The 26,364-nt window shown below is 70.4% G+C and carries 20 protein-coding genes; 12 read left to right on the top strand and 8 right to left on the bottom strand.

Going from position 1 to position 26,364, the window contains the following annotated elements:
• Positions 1–2 precede the first annotated feature (2 nt).
• Positions 3–482 (top strand): carboxymuconolactone decarboxylase family protein, encoded by a 480-nt coding sequence (locus tag AC1M14_RS13490; RefSeq protein WP_102771186.1) that lies wholly within the window; start codon positions 3–5, stop codon positions 480–482.
• Between the two features lies 1 nt (position 483).
• Here AC1M14_RS13490 and pdxR read toward each other — a convergent pair whose 3' ends face one another.
• Positions 484–1,887, bottom strand: coding sequence for a MocR-like pyridoxine biosynthesis transcription factor PdxR (gene pdxR / locus AC1M14_RS13485; RefSeq protein ID WP_479729793.1), 1,404 nt, complete (start codon positions 1,885–1,887; stop codon positions 484–486).
• 65 nt (positions 1,888–1,952) lie between these two features.
• On the opposite strand from pdxR, the gene AC1M14_RS13480 reads away from it, so the two are divergent.
• From AC1M14_RS13480 to AC1M14_RS13470, 3 genes are all read left to right on the top strand, one after another.
• On the top strand, positions 1,953–2,420 hold the full coding sequence (locus AC1M14_RS13480; protein WP_479729792.1) for a GNAT family N-acetyltransferase: 468 nt from the start codon (positions 1,953–1,955) through the stop codon (positions 2,418–2,420).
• Positions 2,417–3,040: an FMN-dependent NADH-azoreductase gene (locus tag AC1M14_RS13475; protein WP_479729791.1), complete on the top strand. Its 624-nt coding sequence runs from the start codon at positions 2,417–2,419 to the stop codon at positions 3,038–3,040. Before AC1M14_RS13480 ends, AC1M14_RS13475 begins: the two co-directional genes overlap by 4 nt.
• A gap of 154 nt (positions 3,041–3,194) precedes the next feature.
• Complete coding sequence (locus AC1M14_RS13470) at positions 3,195–3,635, top strand: hypothetical protein (RefSeq protein ID WP_111825138.1); 441 nt, start codon at positions 3,195–3,197, stop codon at positions 3,633–3,635.
• 11 nt (positions 3,636–3,646) lie between these two features.
• Here AC1M14_RS13470 and AC1M14_RS13465 read toward each other — a convergent pair whose 3' ends face one another.
• From AC1M14_RS13465 to AC1M14_RS13455, 3 genes are all read right to left on the bottom strand, one after another.
• Positions 3,647–5,257 carry an arylsulfatase gene (locus AC1M14_RS13465; protein WP_102771191.1) on the bottom strand — a complete coding sequence of 537 codons (1,611 nt, stop codon included), beginning with the start codon at positions 5,255–5,257 and terminating at the stop codon, positions 3,647–3,649.
• Positions 5,258–5,334: 77 nt separating this feature from the next.
• A complete protein-coding gene (locus tag AC1M14_RS13460) occupies positions 5,335–6,309 on the bottom strand; it encodes a transporter (protein ID WP_209165388.1) in 975 nt (324 codons plus the stop codon).
• A 160-nt stretch (positions 6,310–6,469) separates the two neighbouring features.
• Entirely contained in the window at positions 6,470–8,044 is a 1,575-nt protein-coding gene (locus AC1M14_RS13455) for a TerC family protein (RefSeq protein ID WP_209165389.1), read from the bottom strand.
• A 370-nt stretch (positions 8,045–8,414) separates the two neighbouring features.
• On the opposite strand from AC1M14_RS13455, the gene AC1M14_RS13450 reads away from it, so the two are divergent.
• The 4 genes from AC1M14_RS13450 to AC1M14_RS13435 all read left to right on the top strand — a co-directional run bounded on the left by AC1M14_RS13450 (position 8,415) and on the right by AC1M14_RS13435 (position 12,144).
• Positions 8,415–9,128 carry an MgtC/SapB family protein gene (locus AC1M14_RS13450; protein WP_111825546.1) on the top strand — a complete coding sequence of 238 codons (714 nt, stop codon included), beginning with the start codon at positions 8,415–8,417 and terminating at the stop codon, positions 9,126–9,128.
• 84 nt (positions 9,129–9,212) lie between these two features.
• Entirely contained in the window at positions 9,213–9,980 is a 768-nt protein-coding gene (locus tag AC1M14_RS13445; protein ID WP_111825132.1) for an endonuclease/exonuclease/phosphatase family protein, read from the top strand.
• Complete coding sequence (clsB, locus tag AC1M14_RS13440; protein WP_111825130.1) at positions 9,977–11,170, top strand: cardiolipin synthase ClsB; 1,194 nt, start codon at positions 9,977–9,979, stop codon at positions 11,168–11,170. Before AC1M14_RS13445 ends, clsB begins: the two co-directional genes overlap by 4 nt.
• Complete coding sequence (locus AC1M14_RS13435; protein ID WP_111825129.1) at positions 11,167–12,144, top strand: lysylphosphatidylglycerol synthase domain-containing protein; 978 nt, start codon at positions 11,167–11,169, stop codon at positions 12,142–12,144. The genes clsB and AC1M14_RS13435 overlap by 4 nt, the downstream gene beginning before the upstream one ends.
• Here the strand turns inward: AC1M14_RS13435 and AC1M14_RS13430 are convergent.
• The 4 genes from AC1M14_RS13430 to AC1M14_RS13415 form a co-directional block, all read right to left on the bottom strand.
• Positions 12,141–13,250 (bottom strand): DUF748 domain-containing protein, encoded by a 1,110-nt coding sequence (locus AC1M14_RS13430; RefSeq protein WP_479729790.1) that lies wholly within the window; start codon positions 13,248–13,250, stop codon positions 12,141–12,143. The genes AC1M14_RS13435 and AC1M14_RS13430 overlap by 4 nt on opposite strands.
• Before the next feature lie 132 nt (positions 13,251–13,382).
• Positions 13,383–13,721 carry a DUF883 family protein gene (locus AC1M14_RS13425; protein ID WP_209165391.1) on the bottom strand — a complete coding sequence of 113 codons (339 nt, stop codon included), beginning with the start codon at positions 13,719–13,721 and terminating at the stop codon, positions 13,383–13,385.
• Positions 13,708–13,995: a hypothetical protein gene (locus tag AC1M14_RS13420; protein WP_479729789.1), complete on the bottom strand. Its 288-nt coding sequence runs from the start codon at positions 13,993–13,995 to the stop codon at positions 13,708–13,710. Before AC1M14_RS13420 ends, AC1M14_RS13425 begins: the two co-directional genes overlap by 14 nt.
• A 54-nt stretch (positions 13,996–14,049) precedes the next feature.
• On the bottom strand, positions 14,050–15,822 hold the full coding sequence (locus AC1M14_RS13415) for a thiamine pyrophosphate-requiring protein (RefSeq protein ID WP_479729788.1): 1,773 nt from the start codon (positions 15,820–15,822) through the stop codon (positions 14,050–14,052).
• Between the two features lie 194 nt (positions 15,823–16,016).
• Here AC1M14_RS13415 and glgA point away from each other — a divergent pair, with 194 nt between their 5' ends.
• From glgA to glgB, 4 genes are read left to right on the top strand one after another with little or no spacing between them, the layout of a single operon-like run.
• Entirely contained in the window at positions 16,017–17,582 is a 1,566-nt protein-coding gene (glgA, locus tag AC1M14_RS13410; RefSeq protein WP_479729787.1) for a glycogen synthase GlgA, read from the top strand.
• Positions 17,583–17,594: 12 nt separating this feature from the next.
• Positions 17,595–20,783 (top strand): maltotransferase domain-containing protein, encoded by a 3,189-nt coding sequence (locus AC1M14_RS13405; RefSeq protein ID WP_479729786.1) that lies wholly within the window; start codon positions 17,595–17,597, stop codon positions 20,781–20,783.
• A 14-nt stretch (positions 20,784–20,797) separates the two neighbouring features.
• The gene (treS, locus tag AC1M14_RS13400; RefSeq protein WP_479729785.1) at positions 20,798–24,157 is read left to right on the top strand and encodes a maltose alpha-D-glucosyltransferase; all 3,360 of its coding nucleotides are present in this window, start codon (positions 20,798–20,800) and stop codon (positions 24,155–24,157) included.
• Complete coding sequence (gene glgB / locus AC1M14_RS13395; RefSeq protein ID WP_479729784.1) at positions 24,154–26,340, top strand: 1,4-alpha-glucan branching protein GlgB; 2,187 nt, start codon at positions 24,154–24,156, stop codon at positions 26,338–26,340. Before treS ends, glgB begins: the two co-directional genes overlap by 4 nt.
• Positions 26,341–26,364 lie beyond the last annotated feature (24 nt).

The following is a 26,364-nucleotide window of genomic DNA, read 5'->3' as shown; positions in this document are numbered from 1 at the left end:
ATATGACTCAGCGATTGAATTACTTCGAGACCACGCCCGAACTTTCGAAGAAATACCTGGAATTCAGCACCGCGCTCAAGAAGTCGGCGGTGGTCCGGGAATTCGGCCATCTGGTCGATATCCGCGCCTCGCAGATCAACGGCTGCGGCTTCTGCCTGGACATGCACGTCAAGCAGGCCAGGATCGAAGGCGAACGCGAACTGCGGCTGCACCACGTCGCGATCTGGCGCGAATCCACCCTGTTCTCGGCGCGCGAGCGCGCCGCGCTGGCCTGGACCGAGGCCGTGACCACGCTGGCGCCGACCGGCGTGTCCGACGAAGCCTACCGCGCCGCGCGCGCCGAGTTCAACGAGGCCGAATTGTCGGAACTGACGCTGCTGATCGTCGGCATCAACGGCTGGAACCGCCTGAACGTGGCGTTTCGCACGGCGCCCGGCTCGGCCGACGCGGCCTATGGCCTGGACAAGGCCGGGCTGAATTAACTCACATCAACGCGCGGATGCGCAGGCCGAGTTCGCGGGCCTGCGCCGCCGACGCGATGTTGGTGAAGCTGAGCAGCAGCCCCGGCTGCCCGCCCGGTCCGGCATACCAGCGCGACACGGCTTCGGCGAAGAGGCCATGCTCGACCATGCGCTGCGCCAGGCGCCGGTCCCCCTGGCCGGCCCGCAGGCGCGCCACCATGTGCATGCCGCCCGGTTGCGGCTCGATCCGCAGGCGCGTGCCCAGCGCCTCGGCCAGCCCGGCGGCCGCGGCCTCGCGGCGCTGCGCGTACAGCCTGCGCATGCGCTGGATATGGCGGCCGAAATGGCCTTCGGCCATGAATGCCGCCAGGATGGCCTGAGTCAGGCCCGGCGCGCCGCCGCCCAGCCAGCACAACTGCTCGAAACGCGCGCTCAAGGTTTCGGGCACCACCAGATAAGCCAGCCTGAGCCCGGGAAACAGCACTTTGCTGAAGGTGCCCGCGTACAGCACGCGGCCCTGCCCGTCCAGGCTTTTCAAGGCCGGCAAGGGCCGGCCCACGTAACGGTATTCGCCGTCGTAATCGTCCTCCACGATCCACGCGCCGCTGCGCTGCGCCCAGTCCAGCAGCGCCTGGCGGCGCGGCAGCGACAGCGACATGCACAGGGGGCTTTGGTGCGCGGGCGTCACCACCGCGCCGCGCGCGCCCGGCGCGCGTTCGATGCCGGTATCGACCATCAGGCCGTCCTGATCCACCGGCACCGGCGCCGGGCGCAGCCGCGCCTGCTCCAGCAGCAGCCGCGTCGGCGGATAGCCGGGATCTTCCATCCAGACTTCGTCGCCCGGTTCGAACAGGGCCTGCAGCACCAGGCGCAGCGTGTGGTTGTAGCCGGACGTGATGAACACCTGCGCAGGCTGGCAATGGATGCCGCGCGCCACCTGCAGATAGGCGGCGGTGGCGGCGCGCAAGGCCGGCAGGCCGCTGCTGGGCGGATAGGCCAGTTCCGTGGCCTGCAGCCCGCGCAGCTGCCTGGCCCCCAGCCGCGCCCACAGCTTGCGCGGAAAGGCGTCCAGCGCCGGCAGCCCCATCTGGAACGGCAGGATGCCGGACCAGCGCGGCCAGGCCGGCACGTCGTGCGCCGGCGGCTCGGGCGCGGGCGGCGCCGGCGCGCCGGCCTGCGGCTGCAGATCGGGCGAGACCACCGTGCCCGCCTGGCCGCGCGCCTGGATATAACCCTCGGAGGCCAGCAGCGAATACGCCACCTCCACCGTGCCGCGCGCCACGCCCATCTCCTTGGCCAGCGAACGCGCCGACGGAATGCGGTCGCCCGGCTTGAGCGTGCCCTGGACGATCGCGCCGCGAAAGCGCTCGTAGACCTGCCGGTACAGGGGGCCGGCCTCGCGGTCCTGGGGAGATGCACGACTCATGGCATAGTCCAAAAATCAAAATATGGCTCTGGGAATTATGGCATGCGCCGCCTACCATGGCAGCCATGACACCTGATCCCGACCTCCCCCTGCGCCACCTCGAAACGCCCGACGAGGTGAGCGCCTGCCTGCCGCTGATGCGCGAGCTGCGGCCCCACCTGGACGATGCCGAAGACTTTCTGGAACGCGTCGCCCGCATGCGCCACGAACGCTACCGACTGCTGGCCGTCATGCGCGACGGCCAGGCCGTGGCGCTGGCCGGCTACCGCTTCCAGGAAAACCTGGTGTACGGCCGTTTTCTGTACGTGGACGACCTGGTCGTCTCGCCCGCGCTGCGCGGCGGCCGCCACGGCGCGCGGCTGCTGCAGGCGCTGGACGAACTCGCCCGCGGCGCCGGCTGCGCCCGGCTGGTGCTCGACACCGGCCTGGGCAACGCGCTGGCCCAGCGTTTCTATTTCCGCCAGGGCCTTTTGACCAGCGCCATCCGTTTCGGCAAATCCCTGCACGTACCCGTGGAGACCCCCGCCCCATGAGCATTCTGCGCATTATCTGCAGCCCGCGCGGCCGCGCCTCCGAAAGCTACCGCCTGTCGCAGCGCATCGTCGAGCGCATCGCCGGCGCGGCCTCGGCCATCGTCGACGTCGACGCCAATACCCTGCCGCACGTGGACCCGGACTATGCCGCCGCGCTCAGCGCGCGCCAGGACCCCGGCGGCCCCGCGCTGGAGCGCGGCGCGCTCAGGCGCTCGGCCGAACAGATACGCCTGTTGCGCGAGGCCAGCCACATCGTGATCGCCACGCCCATGCACAACTTCACGGTGCCGTCCTCGCTGAAGGCCTGGATCGACCACGTGGTGCGGGTGCGCCATACCTTCAGCATCACGCCCGAGGGCAAGGTCGGCAGCCTGCCCGGGCGGCCGGTGTACGTGGCGATCGCGTCGGGCGGCGACTTCTCCAGCAGCGATCCGCGGCGCCAGCAGGACTTCCTCACGCCCTATCTGCGCTATGTGCTGGGCACCGTCGGCCTGACGGACGTGACGTTTTTCTCGGTGCAGGGATCGGTGCGCAGCCCGGTGGAACTCGAGGCGGCGCGCGGCCGCGCCGAGGCGGCGATCGCCGCGCATCCGTTCGAGGCGCGCGCCATCGCGGCCTAGCCTCAACCTTAGGGATACCCCCTCTCATGCTTGCGGCTACCGCCGCAAGCAGGGTCCATGCGCGGCGCATTGACACTGCCGAATGGCGGGCACTACGCTTTTTGCAACACGCTCTCCACCTAAGGATGGCGGGGCTTACGTGCAGGAGCGGACCATGATTTTGCATCGAGCGGTGTTGTGCGCGGCCGCCGTCCTGGCCTTGAACGGCTGGGCGGCGCCGAGCGCCGAGGCGGCGTGCAGCGAGGAGAAAATCCAGGCCATGGCCGAGGACGGCCGCTCGACCCGTTCCATCGCGCGCGCCTGCGGCATGTCCAACGCCAAGGTGCGCGGCGTGATCGAAGGCATCGAAGCCGGCGCGGTGGTCAAGGCGCTGCCCGTGGAACCGGCCAAGCCGGTCCAGGTCCCGGAGCCGGACCCGGCTGCCGGCAAGCTGCCCGCCGGCAGCGCCCTGGCGCGCTGCGATTGCCAGGGCTGGATGCCCGCCGGCGAGAAGGCCCCGGAAAGCCGCTGCCAGAGCGGCATGTCCATCACCGCGCCGTGTCCCGGTTACTGCCCGCCGCGCGGCATCGCGCCGTGGCGGCGGGTCTGCAGCTGACGCAGCCGGCCCTACTTCGCCTCTTTCTTGTCCTGCGCCTTGAAGTGATCGGCAATGGACTTGTGCACGCGCTCCTGCACCTGGTCGATGCTGAAGCTGGCGGGCCGCTGGCTCGGCGGATAGGTCACGAAGGTTTCCATGAACGCGGTGGCCTTCATCGTGCCGATCTCGGTCAGGTAGGCGTTCTTGCCCAGCCAGTCGTTGTATTGGTCGGACGTGATGTCCGCGCGCTCGTACGGGTCCATTCTCAGGTTGAAGACCTTGGGCACCCGCAGGCAGACGAACGGTTCCTGCCAGATGTTCAGATTGCCCGGCGCGCGCTGTTCGCAGAACACGACCTTCCAGTCGTCGTAGCGCATGCTGACCAGGATGCCGTCATCATTGAAGTAATAGAAATCGTTGCGCGCGCTCTTGTCCGACTTGCCGGTCAGGTAGTCGAGCTGGTTGTAGCCGTCCAGGTGCACCTTGAAGTTGGTGGGGTTTCCAGGCGGCGTCCAGCCCTTGAGCAAGCGGTCCTTGATGGACGTATCGCCAGCGGCCGCCAGCAGCGTCGGGAACCAGTCCATGCCGGACACGATGCCGCGCTTGATCTGGCCCGCCGGGATCTTCCCGGGCCAGCGGACCATGGCCGGCACCCGGAAAGCGCCTTCCCAGTTGGAATCCTTCTCGCTGCGGAACGGCGTGGTCGCGGCGTCCGGCCAGCTCCACTGGTTGGGGCCGTTGTCGGTGGTGTACACCACGATGGTGTTGTCGGCGATGCCCAGGTCATCGAGCTTTTTCAGCAGCTTGCCCACGTCCTCGTCGTGTTCGAGCATGCCGTCGGCATAGTCGTTGCCTGGCATGCCGCTCTTGCCCTTGTTCTCCGGACGGACGTGGGTATAGACGTGCATGCGCGTGGTGTTCATCCACACGAAGAACGGCTTGTCGCCCTTGCCGTGCTTGTCGATGTAGTCCAGCGCCGCGCCCACGGTCTCGTCGTCGATGGTCTCCATGCGCTTCCTGGTCAGCGCCCCGGTGTCTTCCACCTTGCCGTCGGCCGAGGCCTTGACCACCCCGCGCGGCGAGAAGTTCTTCACGAACGGATCGTTGGAATCCTTGGGCCAGTACGGGCGCTCGGGCTCTTCCTCGGCGTTCAGGTGGTACAGGTTGCCGAAAAACTCGTCGAAGCCGTGCCGGGTCGGCAGGTATTCGTCCTTGTCGCCGAGGTGGTTCTTGCCGAACTGCGCCGTGACATAGCCCTGCGCCTTCAGCGCTTCGGCGATGGTGATGTCGCCTTTCTGCAGGCCGACCGAGGCGCCCGGCGCGCCGACCTTGGTCAGCCCCGTGCGCAGCGGCGATTGCCCGGTGATGAAGGACGACCGGCCGGCGGTGCAGCTGTTTTCACCGTAGTAATCGGTGAACTTCACGCCCTCCTTGGCGATACGGTCGATGTTGGGCGTCTCGTAGCCCACCACGCCTTCGCCATAGGCGCTGATGTTGGTCTGCCCGATGTCGTCGCCGAAGATCACCAGGATGTTCGGCTTCTTGCCCGACGCGTCCTGGCTCTGCGCTTGTGCGCCGCCCGTGGCCGCGAGGCCTGCCGCGGCGACAAGCGCCGCACTCAACAGCTTTCTTGCATTCATCGCTTTTCCTCGGAAGATCAGGCCAGTTCAGCGGCCGGCCGTGCCGCCAGGCGGGAAACCGCCCCGCCCGCTACGCCTCAGAACACCAGCGTGGCGGTCGCCATGACCGTGCTGGTGCTGTCCAGGCGGTTGGTGCTGCTGATCGTGGGCACCCATCGCAGCGACAGCGACAGCGAACGCTGGTCAGCCAGCTTTCTGTCGTAGGTCACGATGGGGCCCAGCGCCCAGTCCCTGCCCTTGAACCCGTTGAGCCGGTCGGCCGTGGGGCCCTTGTCGCTGCCCAGCTGCTGGATGGTGCCCAGGATCAGGCCGGCGCTGAAGCCGTTGCTGAAGACCTTGCGGCCCATCACGTCCATGCTGAACAGCGGCGCGTTGCGGTAATCGGTGGCGCTGTTGCGCGTATAGAACTGGAAGCCGGCGACCGTGTCGATCTGGAAGCCGGACTCCGGAAAGATCCCCGTGTAGGCCACCTGCGGGATGAAGGTCCAGTTGTTCAGGCTGGGGTTGGCCATGTCGTTGGCGTTGTACTTGCCGGTGGGCGCCCACACGTTCAGGCTGAGCGCCAGGTGCGAGGTCTCGGAGAAGTGGTAGCCGGCGATGATGGGCGAGAAATACAGGTCGAACAGGTTCGACGCGGTGTCGTCCTGGCTGACGCTGCGCCCGCCCGCGCCGGCCAGGGTGGAGGTCACCTTGTTCCACACGTAGGGCACGGTGATGCTGGAAGCGAAGTTCCAGCGTCCCGGCCCGGTGTCCCAGGTCTTGAGCAGGGTCGCCAGCGTGAACGAGACTTCGGCGTCCAGGCCCAGCGAGGTCCGGCCCGCGACCGGCACCTCGCGGCTGCCGCCGATGCTGCCGTCAAGGTAGATCTGTGAAAGATTGACCGCCCAGATGGGTTGCGGCGAGACGATGCCGGCGTTGGGCTGGACATTGGTGCCGGTGATCTGCCGTCCCAGCGCGCCTTCCGTGGCGTGCGCGGCGCCCGGGGTCGCCAGCGCGGCCAGCGCCGCGCAGAGCGCGGCCGTGCCCTTGAATCCAGACCTCGTGTTGCCCATGCGATGTACCACCTGTAGCGATAACCAAAAGCAAAGACACTAACTGAGCCTGGAGCGGACGCGCTGCCCGGGCTGCGGATAAGACCAGTCAAATCCTCAATACAGGGTCAGATAATCGCACAACAGCGACAGTTTTTCCAACTACCCGGACGCGCGGATTTCAATCGTGGCCGGCGCCCACATCGCCGCGGCTGGCCCGCACCTGGTCGATGCGCAGGCCGTCGCGCCGCGTCACCTCGAAGCGCCAGTCGCGCCAGGCGATCGTGTCGCCCGGCTCGGGAATGCGGCCGGCGGCGCGCAGCAGGCAGCCCGCCAGCGTGGCGTCGGGGTAATCGTCGGCCAGCGCCGGCGCCTCCAGCAGGCGCGCGGCCTCGCCCACCGCCAGCCGGCCGTCCAGCAGCCAGGAGCCGTCGGACAGGCGCAGCGACTCCGACAGGTCGGCCTGGTGCTCGGGCAGATCGCCCGCCACCGCGGTCAGCACGTCCATGGGCGTGACCAGCCCCTCGCAGACGCCGTGCTCGTCCACCACGATCAGCATGTGATCGCGGCTGGCGCGCAGCTCGTCCAGCACCTTGAGCACCGGCATGGTCTCCAGTACGTAGCGCGGTTCGCGCGCCAGCTCGACCAGGTCGATCGGGCCGGGGGTCTGCAGCCTGGGCAGCACGTCCTTGAAGTGCAGCACGCCCAGCACGTTGGCCGGGTCGCCCGCGCACAGCGGCAGGCGCGAATGGCCGCCGCCGAACTTGCGGACCACGTCCTCGGGCGTGTCGGCCACGTCCAGCCAGGTGATGTCGCCGCGCGGCACCATGATGGAACGCACGTCGCGCGCGCCGATGGACAGCACCCGTTCGATCATGGTGCTCTCCTCGGGCGCGAAGGCCGGCTCCTCGCCCGCGCCGTCGACCAGCGCAACCACCTCGTCTACCTGCGCGCCGGCCTGGCCGGCGGGGCTGGCGCGCAGCAGCCGCAGCACGGCCTGCGCCGTGCGCTGGCGCCGGCCCAGCGCATGCGCGCCGCGGGCGCGGTTGCGCCGCGCCAGCTGGTTGCACAGCTCGATCAGGATCGAGAAGCCGATGGCGGCGTACAGATAACCCTTGGGCACGTGAAAGCCCAGCCCTTCGGCCACCAGGCTGAAGCCGATCATCAGCAACAGGCCCAGGCACAGGATCACCACCGTCGGGTGGCGCGCCACGAAGGCCATCAGCGGACGGCTGGCCAGCATCATCACCGCCATCGCCACGATCACGGCGATCATCATGATGCTCAGGTCCTGCACCATGCCCACCGCGGTGATCACCGAGTCCAGCGAGAACACCGCGTCCAGCACCACGATCTGCAGGATCACCTGCCAGAACACGGCGTGCTGCGGCCGCTGGCCGGCGTCGTGGGCGGCGCCGCCTTCGACGCGCTCGTGCAGTTCCATCGTGCCCTTGAAGAGCAGGAACAGGCCGCCCAGGATCAATATCAGGTCGCGCCCGGAAATCTCCGCGCCCAGCAGCGTGAACAGCGGCTCGGTCAGCGTCACCACCCAGGCGATGCTGGCCAGCAGGCCCAGGCGCATCACCATCGCCAGCGTCAGGCCGATCAGGCGGGCGCGGTTGCGCTGCGCCGGCGGCAGCTTGTCGGCCAGGATGGCGATGAACACCAGGTTGTCGATGCCCAGCACAATTTCAAGCACGACCAGGGTCGCCAGGCCCAGCCAGGCGGTGGGGTCGGTCATCCAATCGAAAATCATCGAAGTTCCACGTATAGCGTGATGGAGCGCGCCAGCGCGCTCCCGGAATCGTCAGGGGAATGGCGCAACGGACGCGCGCGCGGCGGCGCGCGGCAGCCCAGGCGCGGCGTGGCGGCCCCGGATCGGGCCAGACGGATATCGTGGAACGGCCGCGGCATGCGGCCGGAGGAAGGGGTCGGGCGCCGGCGCGGCGCCGGCCTAGAGGGAGGCTCTTCGTTCATAAATGGCGGACGGCCGGGACTGCCTGCCGTCCACCTTGCTCTCTTTCTTACTGGAACCTGAATATTACCTGAATCTGGCCCATCGCCCGGTGTCATCAAACAAACCGCATGCATGCCCGATCATGGCGCGCCGCCGTACCGAGGACACCATGAAGAATTTCGACAACATCCAGCTGCTCACCCTGGCCAATACCCTGGTCAGCCTGCTCACCGCTTTCGTGCTGGGCGCGGTGGTCGGTTTCGAGCGCCAGTTCCGCCAGCGCACGGCCGGGCTGCGCACCAACGTGCTGGTCGCGGTGGGCGCGGCGATCTTCGTGGACATGGCCTTCCTGGTGGGCGGCGACGACGGCGGCGCGCGCGTGATTTCCTACGTGGTGTCGGGCGTGGGCTTCCTGGGCGCCGGCGCCATCATGCGCGAGGGCGGCAGCATCCGCGGCCTGAACACCGCGGCCACGCTGTGGGGCTCGGCGGCGATCGGGGCGTGCGCCGGGGCCTCGCTGATGCTGGAGGCGGTGGCCGCCACCGTGTTCGTGCTGGCCGCCAACACCCTGCTGCGCCCTGTGGTCAGCTACGTCAACCGCCAGCCGGTCGATGCGCAGACCACGGAAGTGACTACCGTCATACACCTGATCGCCACCACGGCGCAGCGCCAGGCCGCCATGATGGTGCTGGAAGACGTGCTCGAGGCCGAGCAGCTGCCGCTGTCCGAGCTGAAGATCGACCAGTTCGGCGAAGACGAGGTCGAGATCGAGGCCGCGCTCAGCGAAGCCTCGGTCGACGAACTGGACCTGGACCGGGTGGTCGCCAGCATCGCGGCCTCGCCGGCCGTGCGCACCGCGTTCTGGGCGGCCAGGACGGTGTAAAGGCGGCGACGCGGGGTTACGCCCGCTTACCTTCCGGGCACGCGGCTTGCTCGGCAGGCGCGGATCGCCCATTCCGGAGCCCGCATGCCCGCCTCGCACTATATCGACGCCACCACGCTGACGGTGCTGACCGTCAACACGCACAAGGGTTTCACCAGTTTCAACCGCCGTTTCATGCTGCACGAACTGCGCGACGCGCTGCGGGCGGCGGGCCCGGACATCGTGTTCCTGCAGGAGGTGCTGGGCGAACACCAGGGCCATGCCGAGCGCCACCGCTCCTGGCCCGCGCTGTCGCAGTACGAGTTCCTGGCCGACACGCTGTGGACCGACTACGCCTACGGTCGCAACGCGGTCTATCCGGCGGGCCACCACGGCAATGCGGTGCTGTCGCGCTACCCCATCGAACGCTATGAAAACCACGACGTCAGCGTCAGCGGCCACGAACGCCGCGGCATGCTGCACTGCGTGCTGCGCGTGCCCGGGACGCCGACGCCGGTGCACGCGGTCTGCGTGCACCTGGGGCTGCTGGAGCGCCACCGGGGCCGCCAGCTGGCGCAATTGTGCGAACTGGCGGCCGACGGCGTGCCGGCCGCCGAACCCCTGCTGATCGCCGGCGATTTCAACGACTGGCGGCTGCGCGCCGACGGCCCGATGCGCGACTGCGGCACCAGCGAAGTCTACAGCTCGCGGCTGGGCCGGCCGGCGCGCACCTTTCCGGCGCGCTGGCCGCTGCTGCGGCTGGACCGCATCTACGTGCGCGGCGTGCGCGACTGGCGGCCGCTGCCCATGGCGTCGCGCGTCTGGTCGCGCCTGTCCGACCACGTGCCGATCAGCGCGGAGATCGCCCTATGAACCTGAGCTGGCGCGGGAACAACCGCTACACGCTGCTGGAAAACGGCACCGGCTATTTCCCCGCGGTGCTCGACGCCATCGCGCAGGCCCGCAGCGAAGTGCTGGTCGAGACCTTCATCCTGTTCGACGACACCGTGGGCCGGGAGATCCGCCAGGCCCTGATCGACGCGGCGCGCCGCGGCGTGAGCGTGGACCTGACCATCGACGGCTACGGTTCGGACGAACTGAGCGAGGAATTCCTGGGCGGCATGACCGACAGCGGCATCCGCGTCCACATCTTCGACCCGCGCCCGCGGCTGCTGGGCGTGCGCACCAACGTATTCCGGCGCATGCACCGCAAGATCGTGGCCGTCGACCGCCGCTGCGCCTTCGTGGGCGGCATCAATTTCTCGGCCGACCACCTGCCCGACTTCGGCCCGCAGGCCAAGCAGGACTACGCCTTGCGCGTCGAGGGGCCGCTGGCCGCGGATATCGCCGACTATGCGCGCGCGCAGCTGGGCGGCGAGCGGCCGCGGCGGCGCGGCCGGCGGGCCGCCATCCTGGAGCAGATGCCGGCCGGCGACGGCGGTGGCCGCCTGGTGGTGCGCGACAACGTCGATCACCGCAACGACATCGAGCGCCATTACCGCGCCGGCGTGCGGGCGGCGCGCCACGACGTGCTGATCGCCAACGCCTATTTCTTTCCCGGCTACCAGCTGCTGCACGACCTGGCCGACGCGGCGCGGCGCGGCGTGCGGGTCAGGTTGCTGCTGCAGGGCGAGCCCGACGTGCTGGTCGCGCGGCTGGCTGCCTCCATGCTGTACGACTACCTGATCGACGCCGGCGTGGAGATCTACGAATACTGCAAGCGGCCGCTGCACGGCAAAGTGGCCTGCGTGGACGGCGACTGGGCGACCGTGGGGTCCAGCAACCTGGACCCGCTGAGCCTGGCGCTCAACCTGGAGGCCAACGTGATGGCGCGCGACCGCGCGCTCAACGCCGAGCTGCGCCGCAGCCTGGAGCGGCTGATCGAGCAGGACTGCCGCCAGATCGAAATGTCGGTGGGCTCCAGGCGGCGCCTGCGGCGGCTGTGGATAGGCGTGGTGGTGTTCCACTTCCTGCGGCGCTTTCCGGCCTGGGCCGGCAGCCTGCCAGCGCACAAGCCCAGGCTGCAGTCCCTGCCCCTGCCCACGGAAAGAGAGACGGCATGAGAGTCTTCCGCTCCACCCTGACGCGGGCGCTGCGCCATCGCTGGCCGCGCCTGAAGCGGATTCTGCCGGCGCTGGTGCTGGCGGTCGTGGCCGCCCTGCTCATCCACTTCGGCCGCGCCGTGGACTGGCCCCAGGTCTGGGTCTCGATGCGCGCGATTCCGGGGCGCACGATCATGCTGGCCTGTGCGCTGGTGGCCGCCGGCTACCTGGCCTACGGCGCCATGGATCTGCTGGCCAAGCGCTACACCCGCCACACCCTGCCCTGGCCCAAGGTGCTGGGCGTGGCGATGACCAGCTATGCGCTGAATCTCAATCTCGGGGTCCTGCTGGGCGGGCTGGGCGCGCGGCTGCGCCTGTATGCGCGCCTGGGATGCCGCAAGTCGGTCGCCACCCGCGTGGCGCTGTTCTCGGCCGCGACCAACTGGATCGGCTTCGGCTGGCTGGCCGGCGCGCTGTTCGTGGCGGGCGCGGTGCCGTTGCCGCAGGGCTGGGGCCTGCGTCCGGACGTGCTGCGCCTGCCGGGCGCGGCGCTGCTGGCGCTGGCCGCCGCCTACGTGGGCTTCTGCGCGCTGGCGCGCCGCCGCAGCTGGACCTGGATGGGCCAGCATGCCAGTTTGCCGCACTTGGGCATGGCGGTCGCGCAAAGCCTGGTGGCGGCAAGCTCGTGGGCCATCATGGGCGCCATCATGTACGTGCTGCTGCAAGGCAAGGTCGGCTATCCGGCGGTGCTGGGCGTGCTGATGTGCACCAGCTTCGCGGCCGTGCTCATCCGGGTGCCGGGCGGGCTGGGCACCACCGAAGCCATCTTCGTCGCGGCGCTGGCGCCGGGGATTCCCGCGCCCGAGGTGCTGGGCGCGGCGCTGGTGTACCGCGCGCTCTACGCCTTCGCGCCGCTGTGCCTGGCCCTGCTGGCCTTCGGGCTGGCCGAATGGCGGCTGCGACACGGGCCGCACGCCTCCACGCCGGCGGCCTAGGGAGTAGGATCGAGCAGGTCCGACAAGGCGTTGCCCAGGCTCTTGACCGCGCCCGCCACGCCTTCGGCGGCGCCCTCCGCGCCCACCCCTATCGCATGCCCGAAGCCTTGCGCCACCTGGGCGGCGAAGCCGCGCGTGACCGAGAACCTGGGGCTGTCCAGGTCGCCCGACAGCGCGAACTCGAAGCGCACCGCGCCGGCCTCGTCCTTGAGCGCGGCCAGCACCGCCTTGCGCGGCAGCGAAAACAGCGAACCCTCGCCGCTGAACCTCAGGCCGCGCAGCGCCACCGTGCCCGCGGCCCGCAACTGGCGGCGTTCGATCACGGTGTTCATGTCCAGGTCCATCGCGCCGGCGGCCAGCGAGCCGGCGCCGTTGTCGGCCAGGTAAGGCGCGGCGTGGCGCACGCCCATGTTGCGCACGCTGACCTTGATGTCGGCGTCCGTGCCGCCCACCACCAGCCAGCCTTGCGCGCTGACCGTGGCGTTGGCCCCGCCCTGCTGGTCGATCCGTCCGTTGAACTCCATTTCGCTGCGCGCGCCGTCGTCGGGCATGACCAGCGGGCGCAGCCGCGCCTGCACGCCGGTGAAGGCGATGCGGTGCGGCGGGCGCGATATCGCGGCGTCTTCGAAAGTCAGGCGGCCGTCCTGCAACTGCAGATCGGCCACCCGTATCGGCTGGCGGTCCCGCCCGCGGCCGTCGCCGGCATCGCCGGTGCGCAGCGCCGCCTGCAGGGCCGGCGCGATGTGCAGGCTGCCGTCCGGCTGGCGCAGCACCGCGAAGTCGAAGCCTTCGACCGACACGCGCGTGAACACGGTTTCATGGCGCAGCAGCGCCGGCCAGTCCGGCTCCAGCACCACGCGGCGCGCCCGCACGTCGGCCTGGCCGGCCGCGCCGCGCACGATCACGTCGGTCAACACCACCTGGCGGTATCCCACCTCCACGTCGGCCACTTCGCTGCGCGGCCCCAGCAGGTTGGCGATGCGCTGCTGCGCGATGCGCAGCGCCGCGAACGCCAGCACCGCAGCCACCGCCGCAAACAGCACCAGCACCGCCAGGGCGTTGCCCCACGGTGACCGGCCGCTCGGCGCGACTGCGTTCGTGCTCATCGTGCGTTCCCGAAACAAGGAAAGGAACCGGGCCGTGGGGCCTCGCTCGCGCGCGGCCCCGCACCCGGCACAACCTGTGCATCCTCCTGGATACCTCGCCGATCATCAATGGGTTAAATGGATGAGGCCCGCTCAACGGCGGCGGTGGTCGGACATCATGCAGACGCCGGCCAGCACGCCGACCAGCGCCGCCGCCGCGATGCTTTTCCACGCGTTCTCGTGCACGTACTCGTCGGCCGCGTGCGAGGCGTGGCGGGCCCGGTCCCAGGCGAGGCGCTCCCAGCCGCTGGCCTGTTCGCGCGCGGCCTCCAGCTGCTGCTTGAGGCGGTCGCGGGCCGCTTCGATTTCGGACCCGCCGTAGCTGGCCGTGCTGCGCAACAGCGCCTCCGTTCCGGAGATGAGGTCGCGCACCGTGCGCGCCGAACTGTCGGCCGGATGGAATATGCCGCGCAATCCTTCATGCTTGCTCATAGGGTCTCCTTGAAAAACTCCGCCGCCCGCCCTGTGCGGCGCGGATGCGCACGCATTCCGCAAGCGGCGTGCCCGCCAGCCGGTCTATGCCCGGCGTCTGCTGCGGGTCCAGGCCCGGCATGGGATTGGGCAGGCTGTCCGGCGGCCAGCGTCCGTTCTTGTCGGTCTTGCGGCCGCCCGGATCGGGCGTCGGCTGCTCGGCCGGGCTCTGGTCCGGCGGGGACTTGCCGCCTTCGGCGTTGTCGGGGGAACCGGGCGATTTGGGTTCTGCCATGATGGCCTCCTGAACTGTGCGCAAACGCAATATGCGGAGCCGGCGGGCGCGGCGTCAGCCCGCCCACCACTGCTTGATCGTGGCGCGCAGCGCCGCGCCGCCAGCGGCCGCGTCTTCCTTGCGCAGCGCGCGCACGTAGGCGGCGACCTGCTTGGCCGGTATGTGCGGCGGCAAGGGCGGCATCTCGGGATCGGTCACCATCTCCAGCACCACGGGCCGGGCGGCGGCCAGCGCGCGGTCCCAGGCGGGGCCCACGTCCTGCGGGTTCTCGACCCGTATGCCTTCCAGGCCCAGCAGCCGGCCGTAGTCCGCGTAGGAAAACGCCGGCAGCCATTGCGAGTCCGCGAAACGCGGGTCGCCGCCCATCACGCGCTGCTCCCAGGTCACCAGGTTCAGGTCGCCGTTGTTCAGCACCATGACGATCAGGCGCGGATCGGCCCAGTCCTTCCAGCGGTGCGAGATGGTGATCAGTTCGTTGATGCCCAGCATCTGCATGGCGCCGTCGCCCACCAGCGCCACCACGGGACGCTCGGGATAGGCCAGCTTGGCCGCCACCGCGTAAGGCACGCCGCAGCCCATGGTGGCCAGCCCGCCCGACAGCGAGCCCATCATGCCCTCGCGCAGGTCCAGGTCGCGCGCGTACCAGTTCGCCGCCGAGCCCGAGTCGCAGGTGACGATGCACTGCTCGGGCAGGCGCTGCGACAGTTCCAGGAAGGGGCGCTGCGGATTGAGCGGACGAGCCTCGACCATGGCGCGCTCGCGCACCGTGTCGCGCCAGCGCGCCACCTGCTTCTCGATGCGTTCGCGCCAGCGGCGCGCCGTCTTGCGTTCCAGCATCGGCATCAGGGCCTGCAGGGTCAGCCGGCTGTCGCCCACCAGGCCCAGCTCGACCGGATAGCGCAGGCTCAGCTTGCGGCCGTCGCGGTCGATCTGCACCGCGCGCGCCTGCCCTTCCTCGGGCAGGAACTCGGCGTAGGGAAACGAGGTGCCCACCATCAGCAGCGTGTCGCACTCGTTCATCATGTCCCAGCTCGGCTGGGTGCCCAGCAGGCCGATGCTGCCCGTCACGTAAGGCAGGTCGTCGGGCACCGCGGCCTTGCCCAGCAAGGCCTTGGCCACGCCCGCGCCCAGCAGCTCGGCGGCCTGGCGGACCTCGGCGCCCGCGTCCAGCGCGCCCGCGCCCACCAGCATGGCGACGCGCTCGCCGCGGTTGAGGATCTCGGCCGCATTGCGCAAGGCCGCCTCGTTCGGCACCGCGGCATGCGAAGTCACGCCGATGCCGGTGTACACGGCGCCATGTTCGCGCGGCGGGCTCTCCACTGCCGGCAAATCCTGCACGTCGTTTGGAAAAATGACGCAGGTCACCGCGCGCCGCTCCATCGCGATGCGCATGGCGCGGTCGATCACGTGGCGCGCCTGCCCGGCGGTGGCGGCCATCTGCACGTAGTCGTGCGCCACGTCCTTGAACAGGCTGACCAGATCGACTTCCTGCTGGTTGTCGCCGCCCAGCGCGCTGCGGGCCTGCTGCCCCACCAGCGCCACCACGGGCTGGTGATCCAGCTTGGCGTCGTACAGGCCGTTGAGCAGATGGATCGCGCCTGGCCCCGAGGTCGCCATGCACATGCCCACCTGTCCCGTGAACTTGGCATGCGCGCAGGCCATGAAAGCGGCGCTTTCCTCATGCCGGACCTGGACGAACTCCAGCGGTTCCTGCGTGCGGCCGAAGGCGCCGATCAGGCCGTTTATCCCGTCGCCGGGATACCCGAACACCCTTCTGACGCCCCATTGGGACAGCCTTTCGAGGACGAAGTCCGACACAGTTTTCATACCCAGCTCCTGTCATGGTCGCGGTCCGTGGACACGACGCCAGCGGCAGCAAGCCCCATTCCTGCTGCGGGGCGCTCGGATACAAAAGAAAACAATGCGGCGGCGGTTTGGGCACGGCGCTTGCGGCTGTCAGGGTTTTCCGCGGCTGCGTCGCACTTTTTTATCCGGCGCGGCCCGATACACCGGGAGCAGGCATGGCGAAGACTAGAACCCTGATCGTGGCCGGCGAGGCATTTCCCCTGGCCAAAACGGGCGGCCTCGGGGACGCCATCACGGGCATGGCCCGCGCGCTGGCCCAGGCAGGCACGCCGCTCATGGTGCTGCTGCCCGCCTACCGCGGCGTGCGCGCCCGCCTGGAGCGCGTCCGCGTGGTGGCGCCGCTGCACAACCTGCCGGGCGGCGATGCGCGCCTGCTGGCCGGCCGCTGCCCGCAGTCGGGCCTGGATTTCCTGCTGCTGGAGAACGACGGGCTGTACGACCGCGCCGGCATCTACCTGGACGAACAGGGCGTCGAATACGCCGACAGCGCGCTGCGCTACGCGGCGCTGGCCCATGCCGCCGCGCGCGTGGCCGGCGGCCTGCCCGGCGTCGCGCGCCCCAATCTGGTGCATGCGCACGATTGGCACGCCGGCCTGGTGCCATTGCTGTTGCATGCGCAGGGCCTGCACGCGACCCGCAGCATCATGACCATCCACAACCTGGCGTTCCAGGGCCGCTTCCCGATGGAGTGCGCGGCCGAACTGGGCATTCCCGAACGCTACCGCAACGGCGAAAGCATAGGCGCCTGGGGACAGCTGAATTTCCTGAAGGCCGGCATCCGCTATGCCGACCGCGTGACCACGGTCAGCCACAACTATGCGCGCGAAATCATGACCCCGGCCTTCGGCTGCGGGCTTGACGAACTGCTGCGCCGCCGCGCCGACGACCTGCTGCCCATTCCGAACGGCATCGACAACATCCTGTGGAACCCCGCCCGCGACCCGCACCTGGGCGCGCTGCGCTATTCGGCGCGCGACCTGTCCAACAAGGCGCGCTGCAAGGCCGCGCTGCAGCATGAGTTCGGCCTGGACGTGGACGCCGGCACCACGCTGATGGCCATGGGCAGCCGCCTGACCGAACAGAAGATGGCCGACGTGGCCGCGGCCGCCCTGCCCGAGGCGCTGGAACGCCATCCCGGCCTGCAGGTCACGATCCTGGGCCAGGGCGACCACCGTCTGGAACAGGCGCTGCAGGCGCTGGCCCAGCGTTATCCCGGACGCTGCGCGGCCCATATCGGTTATGACGAGGCGGCCGCGCACCGCCTGCATGCCGGCGCCGACATCCTGCTGCACGCGAGCCGTTTCGAGCCCTTCGGCCTGACGCCGCTGTACGCCATGCGCTACGGCGCGCTGCCCATCGGCTCGCGCGTGGGCGGCATGGCCGACACCATCGAAGATCCGGGGCCGCGCGCGCCGCTGTCGGCGATGGCCTCGGCCAACGGCCTGCTGTTCGACGGCGACAGCCCGGCGGCCATGGCCGAGGCGATCGCGCGCGCTATGGCCCTGCGCGAGCACGCCATGCTCTGGCGCACCATGCAGCGCAACGCCATGAGCGCCGACTTCAGCTGGCGCTCGGCCATCGGCCTGTACGCCAGCCTGTACCGCTCGCTGGCCGAACCCGAAACCCTGGAAGCCATGCCGGCGCGCGCCGACCGCGCCGCGGGCGCGGCCGCGCTGGGCGTGCGCCAGCCGGCCGGCGGCGCCGTGCCGGCGCCCGTGTAAGGAGACCGCCAGGTGCCGCCCACGACCGCCGCCATCGCCACCCAGGCGCCGCTGCGCCTCTATCACGCCCGCGGCGGCGCGCGCGAGCGGGAGCCCGCGGCTGCGCTCGGCCCGCGGCTTTACGAGCGCCTGCGCCAGCGCGGCTTCAACGCCGTGCTGCTGCCGGCGCCCTGGCTGCTGGATGAAGAAGGCGGCACGCAGGCCCCGCGCGACGCCGACCGCGCCCTGCTCGACGGCACCGAAGTTCCCATCACCGAGTGGTATCGGCGCGTGTCCGCCGAGCTGGCGGACCACGGCCTGGCGCTGTACGTGGATGTGGTGCTGGACCGCTCCACGCACGACGCGGTGGCCGCCACCGTCGGCCCCGACTGGTATCTGCCGCCGGCGGGCGACCCCGCGCGCGATCCGCGCCAGCCCGCGCAGGCGCGCCGGCTGCGCTATCTGCGCGACGGTCCGCTGCCGCCTGGCTTTCTCGCGGCCTGGACCGAACGGCTGGAACGCTGGGCCAGCCACGGCGTCACCGGTCTGGCCTTCCATGCGCCGCAACGTCTGGCTGGCGCGGACTGGGCCAGGCTGGCCGCGCAACTGCGGCGGCATCACGCCGGTCTGCAGCTGCTGGCCTGGGCGCCGGGCCTCACTCCGGCGATGCTGGCCGGACTGCGCGAGGCCAATTTCGACGGGCTGTTTTCCTCGCTGCCGTGGTGGAACTTCAAGGCCGAATGGCTGGCCGACGAAGACGCGCGGCTGCGCGCGCTGGCCCCGGTCATCGCCGCGCCGCCCCACCCCGCCGACACCCCGCCGCCGGCGCGCGGGCGGCGCGCCATCTGGTCGGCCGCGCTGTGCGCCGACGGCCTGATGCTGGACGACCGCGACGAACGCGAACTCCCCGATGTGGAGGCCGTGAACCAGTGGTTCGCGGACGCCCGCCTGCAAGGGCCGCTGCGCGTGGCCGGCGGGCGCGACGGCCGCTGCACCGTGCTGCTGCGCGGCACGGCCGAAGGCGCCACGGCAGCATTGGCGCTCAATCCCTCCACCGACGCGCAGGCCCTGCTGGACTGGGACGCGCTGGCGCCGATGCTGCCGCCGGCCGACATCGTCCCGCTGTCGCCGCCGGTGGGCGCGGCCGCGCCGGACAGCGCGCCGGCCGCCATGCTGCCGCCGGGCGACTGCGCGCTGTTCCTGCTGGAGCCGACGCTGCCGGTGCGCGAGCCGTCGCGCCGCCACCGTTCGCGCGCCGACGGCAGCGGCAATCCGCGCATCGCGGTCGAACGGGTCAGCCCGGCGGTCGACGACGGCGCGTTCGCGGTCAAATGCATTCCGCACGAGCGCATCGCCGTCCATGCCGACATCTACATGGACGGCCACGAACAGCTGGCGGCCGAACTGCGCTGGCGCGCGGCCGACGAAACGCGCTGGCGCGCCACCCCGCTGGCGCGCGGCCCCAACGACCGCTGGGAGGCCGTGTTCCGGCCGCGCCGCGTGGGCGCGCATGAATTCGTCGTCAGCGCCTGGCTGGACGCCTGGCAGACCTTCCGCCACGACCTGGAACTGAAGCACCGGGCCGGCCTGGACCTGCGGCTGGAGGTGCAGGAAGGCATGCAGCTTTTGCGCGAGGCGCTGGCGCGCGCCGGTTCCGCGGCCGACGCCGACGCGGTGCGCGAGGCGATCGAGCAGCTGGGCGCGCAGCCGCTGGCCGCCGACCCGGTCGCCGTGCTGCTGGACGAAGGATTGGCGCGGGCCATGCGGGCGCTGGACGACCGGCCGTTCGAGACCGTTAGCCCCACGCCCTATCCGCTCTGGGTGGACCGCTGCCAGGCGGGTTTTTCCAGCTGGTACGAGCTGTTCCCGCGCTCGCAGTCGCCCCATCCGGGCCGCCACGGCACCTTCGACGACGTCATCGCGCGCCTGCCGGACGTGCGCGCCATGGGCTTCGACGTGCTGTACATGCCGCCCATCCACCCCATCGGCCAGCGCAACCGCAAGGGCCGCAACAACAGCCTGCGCGCCGAGCCGGGCGACGTCGGCAGCCCCTACGCCATCGGGGCGCCCCAGGGCGGGCACGACGCGATCGAGCCGCAGCTGGGCAGCCTGGAGGACTTCCTGCGGCTGGTGGCGGCCGCGCGCGAGCAGGACATGGAGCTGGCGCTGGACTTCGCGATCCAGTGCTCGCCGGACCATCCGTGGCTGGCGCAGCACCCGGACTGGTTCTCCTGGCGCCCCGACGGCACGCTGCGCTACGCCGAGAACCCGCCCAAGAAGTACGAAGACATCGTCAACGTGTCGTTCTACGGCGCGCCGCCGCGGCGCGCGCGCCGGCTCGCGCTGTGGCGGGCGCTGCGCGACGTGGTGCTGTTCTGGGTGCGCCACGGCGTGCGCATCTTCCGCGTCGACAATCCGCACACCAAGCCGCTGCCGTTCTGGCAATGGATGATCGCCGACGTGCACGCGCAGTATCCGGACGTGATCTTCCTGTCCGAGGCCTTCACCCGCCCGAAGATGATGTACCGGCTGGCCAAGATCGGCTTCACCCAGTCGTACACCTACTTCACGTGGCGCAACGAAAAGACGGAACTGGCGGCCTACCTCGAGGAAGTGTCCAGCCCGCCGGCCGCGGACTTCTTCCGCCCGCATTTCTTCGTCAACACGCCCGACATCAACCCGTATTTCCTGCAGACCTCGGGCCGGCCCGGCTTCCTGATCCGCGCGGCCCTGGCGGCGCTGGGTTCCGGGCTGTGGGGCGTGTACAGCGGATTCGAACTGTGCGAGGGCGCGGCCCTGCCCGGCAAAGAGGAATACCTGGATTCCGAGAAATACGAGCTGCGCCAGCGCGACTGGCACGCGCCGGGCAATATCCGCGCCGAGATCGCGCGCCTGAACCAGATCCGGCGCTCCAACCCGGCGCTGCAAAGCCATCGCGGCCTGACCCTGGCCGACAGCGGCAACGACCGGGTGCTGGCCTTCTACAAGAGCACGCCGGGCCACGGCAACGTGGTGCTGGCCGCCATCAGCCTGGACCCGTTCCAGCCCCAGGCCGCGCGCGTCGAGGCGCCGCTGTGGCTGTTCGGCCAGCCCGACGCGGGCGCGCTCGCCGCCGAGGACCTGCTGGCCGAAACGCAGGAGTCCTGGCAGGGCAAGATCCGCGCCGTGACGCTGACCCCCGACCAACCCTATCGCGTGTGGCGCCTGTCGCTGCACGGATAAAGGCTACTCTTGCCATGACTAGCGAAACCCCGCCTCAGCACGACGACGGCCTCTGGTACAAGGACGCGGTCATCTACCAGCTTCACGTCAAGTCCTTCTTCGACTCCAACGACGACGGGGTGGGCGACCTGCCCGGGCTGATATCGAAGCTGGACTACATCGCCAACCTGGGCGTGAACACCATCTGGCTGCTGCCCTTCTATCCGTCGCCGCGGCGCGACGACGGCTACGACATCGCCGACTACCGCGGCGTGCATCCCGACTACGGCACCGTGGCCGACGTGCGCAAGCTGATCCGCGCGGCCCACGCCCGCGGGCTGCGCGTGATCACGGAACTGGTGGTCAACCACACTTCGGACCAGCATCCCTGGTTCCAGCGCGCCCGCGCCGCCAAGCCCGGCTCCGCGGCCCGCAACTTCTATGTCTGGTCCGACAACGACAAGGCCTACGCCGACACGCGCATCATTTTCTGCGACACGGAAAAATCCAACTGGACCTGGGACCCGGTGGCCAACGCGTACTTCTGGCACCGCTTCTATTCGCACCAGCCGGACCTGAACTACGACAATCCGCAGGTGCTCAAGGAAGTGCTGGCCGTCATGCGCTACTGGCTGGACATGGGCGTGGACGGGCTGCGGCTGGACGCGGTGCCCTACCTGGTCGAGCGCGAAGGCACCAACAACGAGAACCTGCCCGAGACCCACGCCGTGCTCAAGCAGATCCGCGCGGTGATCGACGCCGAATATCCGCACGCCCTGCTGCTGGCCGAGGCCAACCAGTGGCCGGAAGACGCGCAGGAGTACTTCGGCGCGGGCGACGAATGCCACATGTCTTTCCATTTCCCGCTGATGCCGCGCATGTACATGGCCATCGCCCAGGAGGACCGCTTTCCGATCACCGACATCATCCGCCAGACGCCGGACATCCCCGCCACCTGCCAGTGGGCCATCTTCCTGCGCAACCACGACGAACTGACGCTGGAGATGGTCACCAGCCGCGAGCGCGACTACCTGTGGAACGTCTACGCGGCCGAGCCGCGCGCCCGCATCAACCTGGGCATCCGGCGCCGGCTGGCCCCGCTGCTGGAACGCGACCGGCGGCGCGTGGAACTGATGAACAGCCTGCTGCTGTCCATGCCCGGCACGCCGGTGCTGTACTACGGCGACGAACTCGGCATGGGCGACAACGTGCACCTGGGCGACCGCGACGGCGTGCGCACCCCCATGCAATGGTCGCCGGACCGCAACGGCGGATTCTCGCGCGCCGACCCCGAGCGGCTGCCGCTGCCGGTGCTGATGGGGCCGCTCTACGGCTATGAGGCGGTCAACGTCGAGGCGCAGCAGCGCGACCCGCATTCGCTCCTGAACTGGACCCGCCGCCTGCTGGCGCAGCGCCGCCAGAGCCATGCCTTCGGCCGTGGCGCGCTGCGCTTCATCTTCGCCGGCAATCGCAAGATCCTGGCCTATCTGCGGCAATGGCAGGACACCACCATACTGTGCGTGGCCAATCTGTCCAACGCGGCCCAGCCGGTCGAGCTGCCGCTGCAGGAATTCTCCGGGCGCGTGCCGGTCGAGATGCTGGGCGGCACGCCTTTTCCCGCCATCGGCGAACTGCCCTATCTGCTGACGCTGCCGCCCTACGGCTTTTACTGGATGGACCTGAGCGTGGACGCCGCCCCGCCGGACTGGCACGCCACGGCGCCGGCCCAGATGCCTGAGCTGATCACGCTGGTGCTGCGCGCGCGCGGCGGCGCGGCATTGACCGACGCGTCGCGCGAGACGCTGGAGCGCGAAATCCTGCCGCAGTACCTGGCGCGCCAGCGCTGGTATCCGGCCAGCCAGCCCCCGGCCCGCGCGCGCCTGGCCTACGCCACGCCGTTCGGCGCGGCCGAGGGCGAGTACTACTGGGCCGAGGTCGAACCCGAGGACGGCGTCAGCGGCCTGCGCGCGCAGGCGCCCTTCGTGCTGTCCTGGGACGAAAGCGCCTTCATCCAGTACGCCATCGCGCGCGTGCGCCGCGGCGCCGAGGTCGGGCTGCTGGCCGACGCCTTCCTGCAGCCGGGCTTCGTGCGCGCCGTGATCGCGGCGCTGCGGGCCGGCAAGGAACTGGACGGACGCAGCGGCGGCAAGCCCGGCGACAAGCCGGGCGTCATCCGATTCCTGCCCGAGTCCGGCCTGGCCGATATCGAGATCCCCGACGACGCCGAGCTGCGCTGGCTCACCGCCGAGCAATCGAACAGCTCGGTCATCGTCGGCGGCGAACTGATCCTGAAGCTGATCCGCGCGGTGCAGCCCGGCGGCTCGCCCGAGGCCGAGATGACCCGCTACCTGACCCGCGCCGGCTACGCCAACGTGCCGGCGCTGCTGGGCGAGGTGCAGCGCGAGGACGCCGACGGCGTGATCCATACGCTGGCCATCGCCCACCGCTACGTCATCAATGAGGGCGACGCCTGGAACTGGACGCTGGACACGCTCAAGCGCACGCTGGCCAACGCGTTGCTGGTCGGCCAGGACCCCGGGGAATTCGAGCAGGGCCTGCAAGGCTATGCGGTGATGGCGGCCACCATCGGCGAGCGCCTGGCGCAGATGCACGCCGTCCTGGCCCAGCCCTGCGACGACCCGGCCTTCCGGCCGCGCCGCTGCAGCCAGGCCGACGCCGAGGCCCGCGCGCGCCAGATCCAGCGTCTGCTGGACCGCGCCGAACGCGACCTGCGCGCGCAGTACGACAAGCTCGAAGCGCCGTCGCGCGCCTGCGCCGAATGGTTCTTCGAGCACCGTGCCCGGCTCGCCGAACACGTGGCCGCCATGGCGCAGGCCGAGGCCGGCACCCTGCACCTGCGCATTCACGGCGACTTCCATCTGGGGCAGGTGCTGGTGGCACAGGCCGACGCCTACCTGATCGACTTCGAGGGCGAACCGGCCAGCAACCTGAAGGCGCGGCGCGCGCTGGCCTCGCCCTACCGCGACGTGGCCGGCATGCTGCGCTCCTTCGACTACGCGGCGGCGACGATGGCGCGCGCCGACGCCCTGGGCGGCCCCGCGGCCGACGCCAATGCCGGCGCGGGCGAAACCCCGGGGGACCCCGCCGCGGCAGCCGCCGAACTGCGCGACGCGCTGCTGGCGCGCTTCCGCCTGCGCGCGGCCGAAGCCTTCCTGCAGGGATACCGCGAGGCCCGCCCCTCCGACCTGATACCGGCCGATGCCCGCGAAGACTCGCTGCTGGCGCTGGCCCAGCTGGAGAAAGCAGCCTACGAAGTCAGCTACGAAGCCGCCCACCGCCCGGACTGGATCTCGATCCCGCTGTGCGCGCTGGCCGAACTGGCGCGCGGCCAACTGATGTCGGCCGCCATCGACGCCGAAGGAAAACCCTCATGAGCCAGGACGCCCCGACCGACACCGGCGCCGTGGACGCCGCGCAACTGGCCGCGCTGGCCGCCGGCCGCTGCCAGGACCCCTTCGCCATCCTGGGGCCGCGGCAAGGCTGGCTGCGGGTCTACGCGCCCGGCGCGCTGGCGGTCGAAGCGCTGGACGGCGACGGCATGCGCACGCCGCTGCGCGAACAGGCGCAAGGGCTGTACGCGGGCCGCGTGGATCACGCCCGCGCCGGCGACGGCGCCTCGTACCGGCTCGCCATCCGCTGGCCGGACGCCGAGCAGATCACCGCCGATCCCTACGCCTTCGGCCTGCTGCTGGACGAGGCCACGCTGGAGGCGCTGGCGCAAGGCAGCTGGCACGCCGCCGGCGAAGCGCTGGGCGCCCGGCTGGTCGATATCGACGGCGTGTCCGGCCTGTGCTGCGCGGTATGGGCGCCGAACGCCCGGCGCGTGGCGGTGGTCGGCGACTTCAACGGTTGGGACACGCGCCGCCACGGCATGCGCCTGCGCCACCGCGCCGGCGTCTGGGAGATTTTCATTCCCGGCGTGCGGCCCGGCGAGCGCTACAAATACGCCATCACCGACGCCGGCGGCCTTCAGCGGCTGAAGGCCGACCCCCATGCGCGGCGCAGCGAGGCGCCGCCGGACACCGCCTCCGTGGTGGACGACCCCGCGCCCTACGCCTGGAACGACGAGGACTGGATGCGGCAGCGCGGCGCGCGCCAGTCGCCCGGCGCCCCGCTGTCGATCTACGAAGTGCATGCGGGGTCCTGGGCCGCGCCGGCCGGCGGCGCCTGCCTGTGGGACCAGCTGGCCGACAAGCTGCCCGCCTACGCCCGCGCCATGGGCTTTACCCATATCGAGCTGATGCCGGTCATGGAGCATCCCTTCGGCGGCTCGTGGGGCTACCAGCCGCTGGGCATGTACGCGCCCACCGCCCGCCACGGCCCGCCCGAGGCCTTCGCGCGCTTCGTCGACCGCTGCCACCAGGCCGGCGTCGGCGTGATCCTGGACTGGGTGCCGGCGCACTTCCCCGATGACGCGCACGGGCTGGCGCGTTTCGACGGCTCCGCGCTGTACGAGTACGAAGACCCGCGCGAAGGCTATCACCCCGACTGGCACACGCTGGTCTACAACCTCGGCCGCACCGAGGTGAAGGCCTTCATGATCGCCAGCGCGCTGCACTGGCTGGGGCGCTTCCACGTGGACGGCTTGCGGGTCGACGCGGTGGCCTCCATGCTGTATCGCGACTACAGCCGCCAGCCGGGCCAGTGGATACCCAACCGCTACGGTGGACGCGAGAACCTGGAAGCCGTGCAGTTCCTGCAGGACCTCAACGGCGCCGTGCGCCAGGACCACCCCGACGCCATCATGGTGGCCGAGGAGTCCACCGCCTGGCCCGGCGTGACCGCGCCGGTGGCCGAGGGCGGGCTGGGCTTTCACTACAAATGGAACATGGGCTGGATGCACGACACGCTGCGCTACCTGGCGCACGATCCGGTGCACCGCAAGCACCATCACCACGACATCACCTTCGGCATGGTGTACGCCTACAGCGAGCGCTTCATCCTGCCGCTCTCGCACGACGAGGTGGTGCACGGCAAGGGATCGTTGCTGGCCAAGATGCCCGGCGACCTGACCGCGCGCCTGGCGACCCTGCGCGCCTACCTGGGCTTCATGTGGGCGCATCCGAGCAAGAAGCTGCTTTTCATGGGCGGCGAACTGGCGCAGCCGGCCGAATGGAACCACGACGCCGCGCTGGACTGGAACCTGCTCGACCAGCCCGGCCATCGCGGCGTGCAGCGGCTGGTGGCCGACCTGAACCGCCTGTACCAGGCGCTGCCGGCGCTGCACGCCACCGACGCCGATCCGGCCGGCTTCGCCTGGGCCGTGCTGGACGACGCCGACAACAGCGTGGTGGCCTTCGTGCGCGGCGACGGCCGCAGCCACCTGCTGGCGGTGTCGAACTTCACGCCCGTGGCCCGCCACGGCTACCGCATCGGCGTGCCGCGCGCCGGCCGCTGGGCCGAGGCGCTGAACACCGACGCCGCCGACTACGGCGGCAGCGGCCAGGGCAACCTGGGCGGGGCCAGCACCGGCGACACGCCCGCCCACGGCCAGCCCCAGGCGCTGTCGCTGACGCTGCCGCCGCTGTCCACGCTGTTTCTGCTGCACGAAGGCTGAATGGCCAAGGACCCCCCTGCTTCT

It is taken from the genome of Achromobacter sp. SX5 (assembly GCF_056711425.1).
The sequence above is the reverse complement of the archived record's forward strand: the minus strand, read 5'-3'. Positions and strand labels throughout refer to the sequence as shown.

Bases quoted from the DNA above. Each gene is read 5' to 3' on its own strand.
- AC1M14_RS13465 (WP_102771191.1), bottom strand. From the start codon at position 5,257: ATGAATGCAAGAAAGCTGTTGAGTGCGGCGCTTGTCGCCGCGGCAGGC.
- AC1M14_RS13470 (WP_111825138.1), top strand. From the start codon at position 3,195: ATGATTTTGCATCGAGCGGTGTTGTGCGCGGCCGCCGTCCTGGCCTTG.
- AC1M14_RS13415 (WP_479729788.1), bottom strand. From the start codon at position 15,822: ATGAAAACTGTGTCGGACTTCGTCCTCGAAAGGCTGTCCCAATGGGGC.
- AC1M14_RS13455 (WP_209165389.1), bottom strand. From the start codon at position 8,044: ATGATTTTCGATTGGATGACCGACCCCACCGCCTGGCTGGGCCTGGCG.
- AC1M14_RS13475 (WP_479729791.1), top strand. From the start codon at position 2,417: ATGAGCATTCTGCGCATTATCTGCAGCCCGCGCGGCCGCGCCTCCGAA.
- glgA (WP_479729787.1), top strand. From the start codon at position 16,017: ATGGCGAAGACTAGAACCCTGATCGTGGCCGGCGAGGCATTTCCCCTG.
- clsB (WP_111825130.1), top strand. From the start codon at position 9,977: ATGAACCTGAGCTGGCGCGGGAACAACCGCTACACGCTGCTGGAAAAC.
- AC1M14_RS13480 (WP_479729792.1), top strand. From the start codon at position 1,953: ATGACACCTGATCCCGACCTCCCCCTGCGCCACCTCGAAACGCCCGAC.
- AC1M14_RS13435 (WP_111825129.1), top strand. From the start codon at position 11,167: ATGAGAGTCTTCCGCTCCACCCTGACGCGGGCGCTGCGCCATCGCTGG.
- AC1M14_RS13445 (WP_111825132.1), top strand. From the start codon at position 9,213: ATGCCCGCCTCGCACTATATCGACGCCACCACGCTGACGGTGCTGACC.
- pdxR (WP_479729793.1), bottom strand. From the start codon at position 1,887: ATGAGTCGTGCATCTCCCCAGGACCGCGAGGCCGGCCCCCTGTACCGG.
- AC1M14_RS13460 (WP_209165388.1), bottom strand. From the start codon at position 6,309: ATGGGCAACACGAGGTCTGGATTCAAGGGCACGGCCGCGCTCTGCGCG.
- treS (WP_479729785.1), top strand. From the start codon at position 20,798: ATGACTAGCGAAACCCCGCCTCAGCACGACGACGGCCTCTGGTACAAG.
- AC1M14_RS13420 (WP_479729789.1), bottom strand. From the start codon at position 13,995: ATGGCAGAACCCAAATCGCCCGGTTCCCCCGACAACGCCGAAGGCGGC.
- glgB (WP_479729784.1), top strand. From the start codon at position 24,154: ATGAGCCAGGACGCCCCGACCGACACCGGCGCCGTGGACGCCGCGCAA.
- AC1M14_RS13430 (WP_479729790.1), bottom strand. From the start codon at position 13,250: ATGAGCACGAACGCAGTCGCGCCGAGCGGCCGGTCACCGTGGGGCAAC.
- AC1M14_RS13450 (WP_111825546.1), top strand. From the start codon at position 8,415: ATGAAGAATTTCGACAACATCCAGCTGCTCACCCTGGCCAATACCCTG.
- AC1M14_RS13490 (WP_102771186.1), top strand. From the start codon at position 3: ATGACTCAGCGATTGAATTACTTCGAGACCACGCCCGAACTTTCGAAG.
- AC1M14_RS13425 (WP_209165391.1), bottom strand. From the start codon at position 13,721: ATGAGCAAGCATGAAGGATTGCGCGGCATATTCCATCCGGCCGACAGT.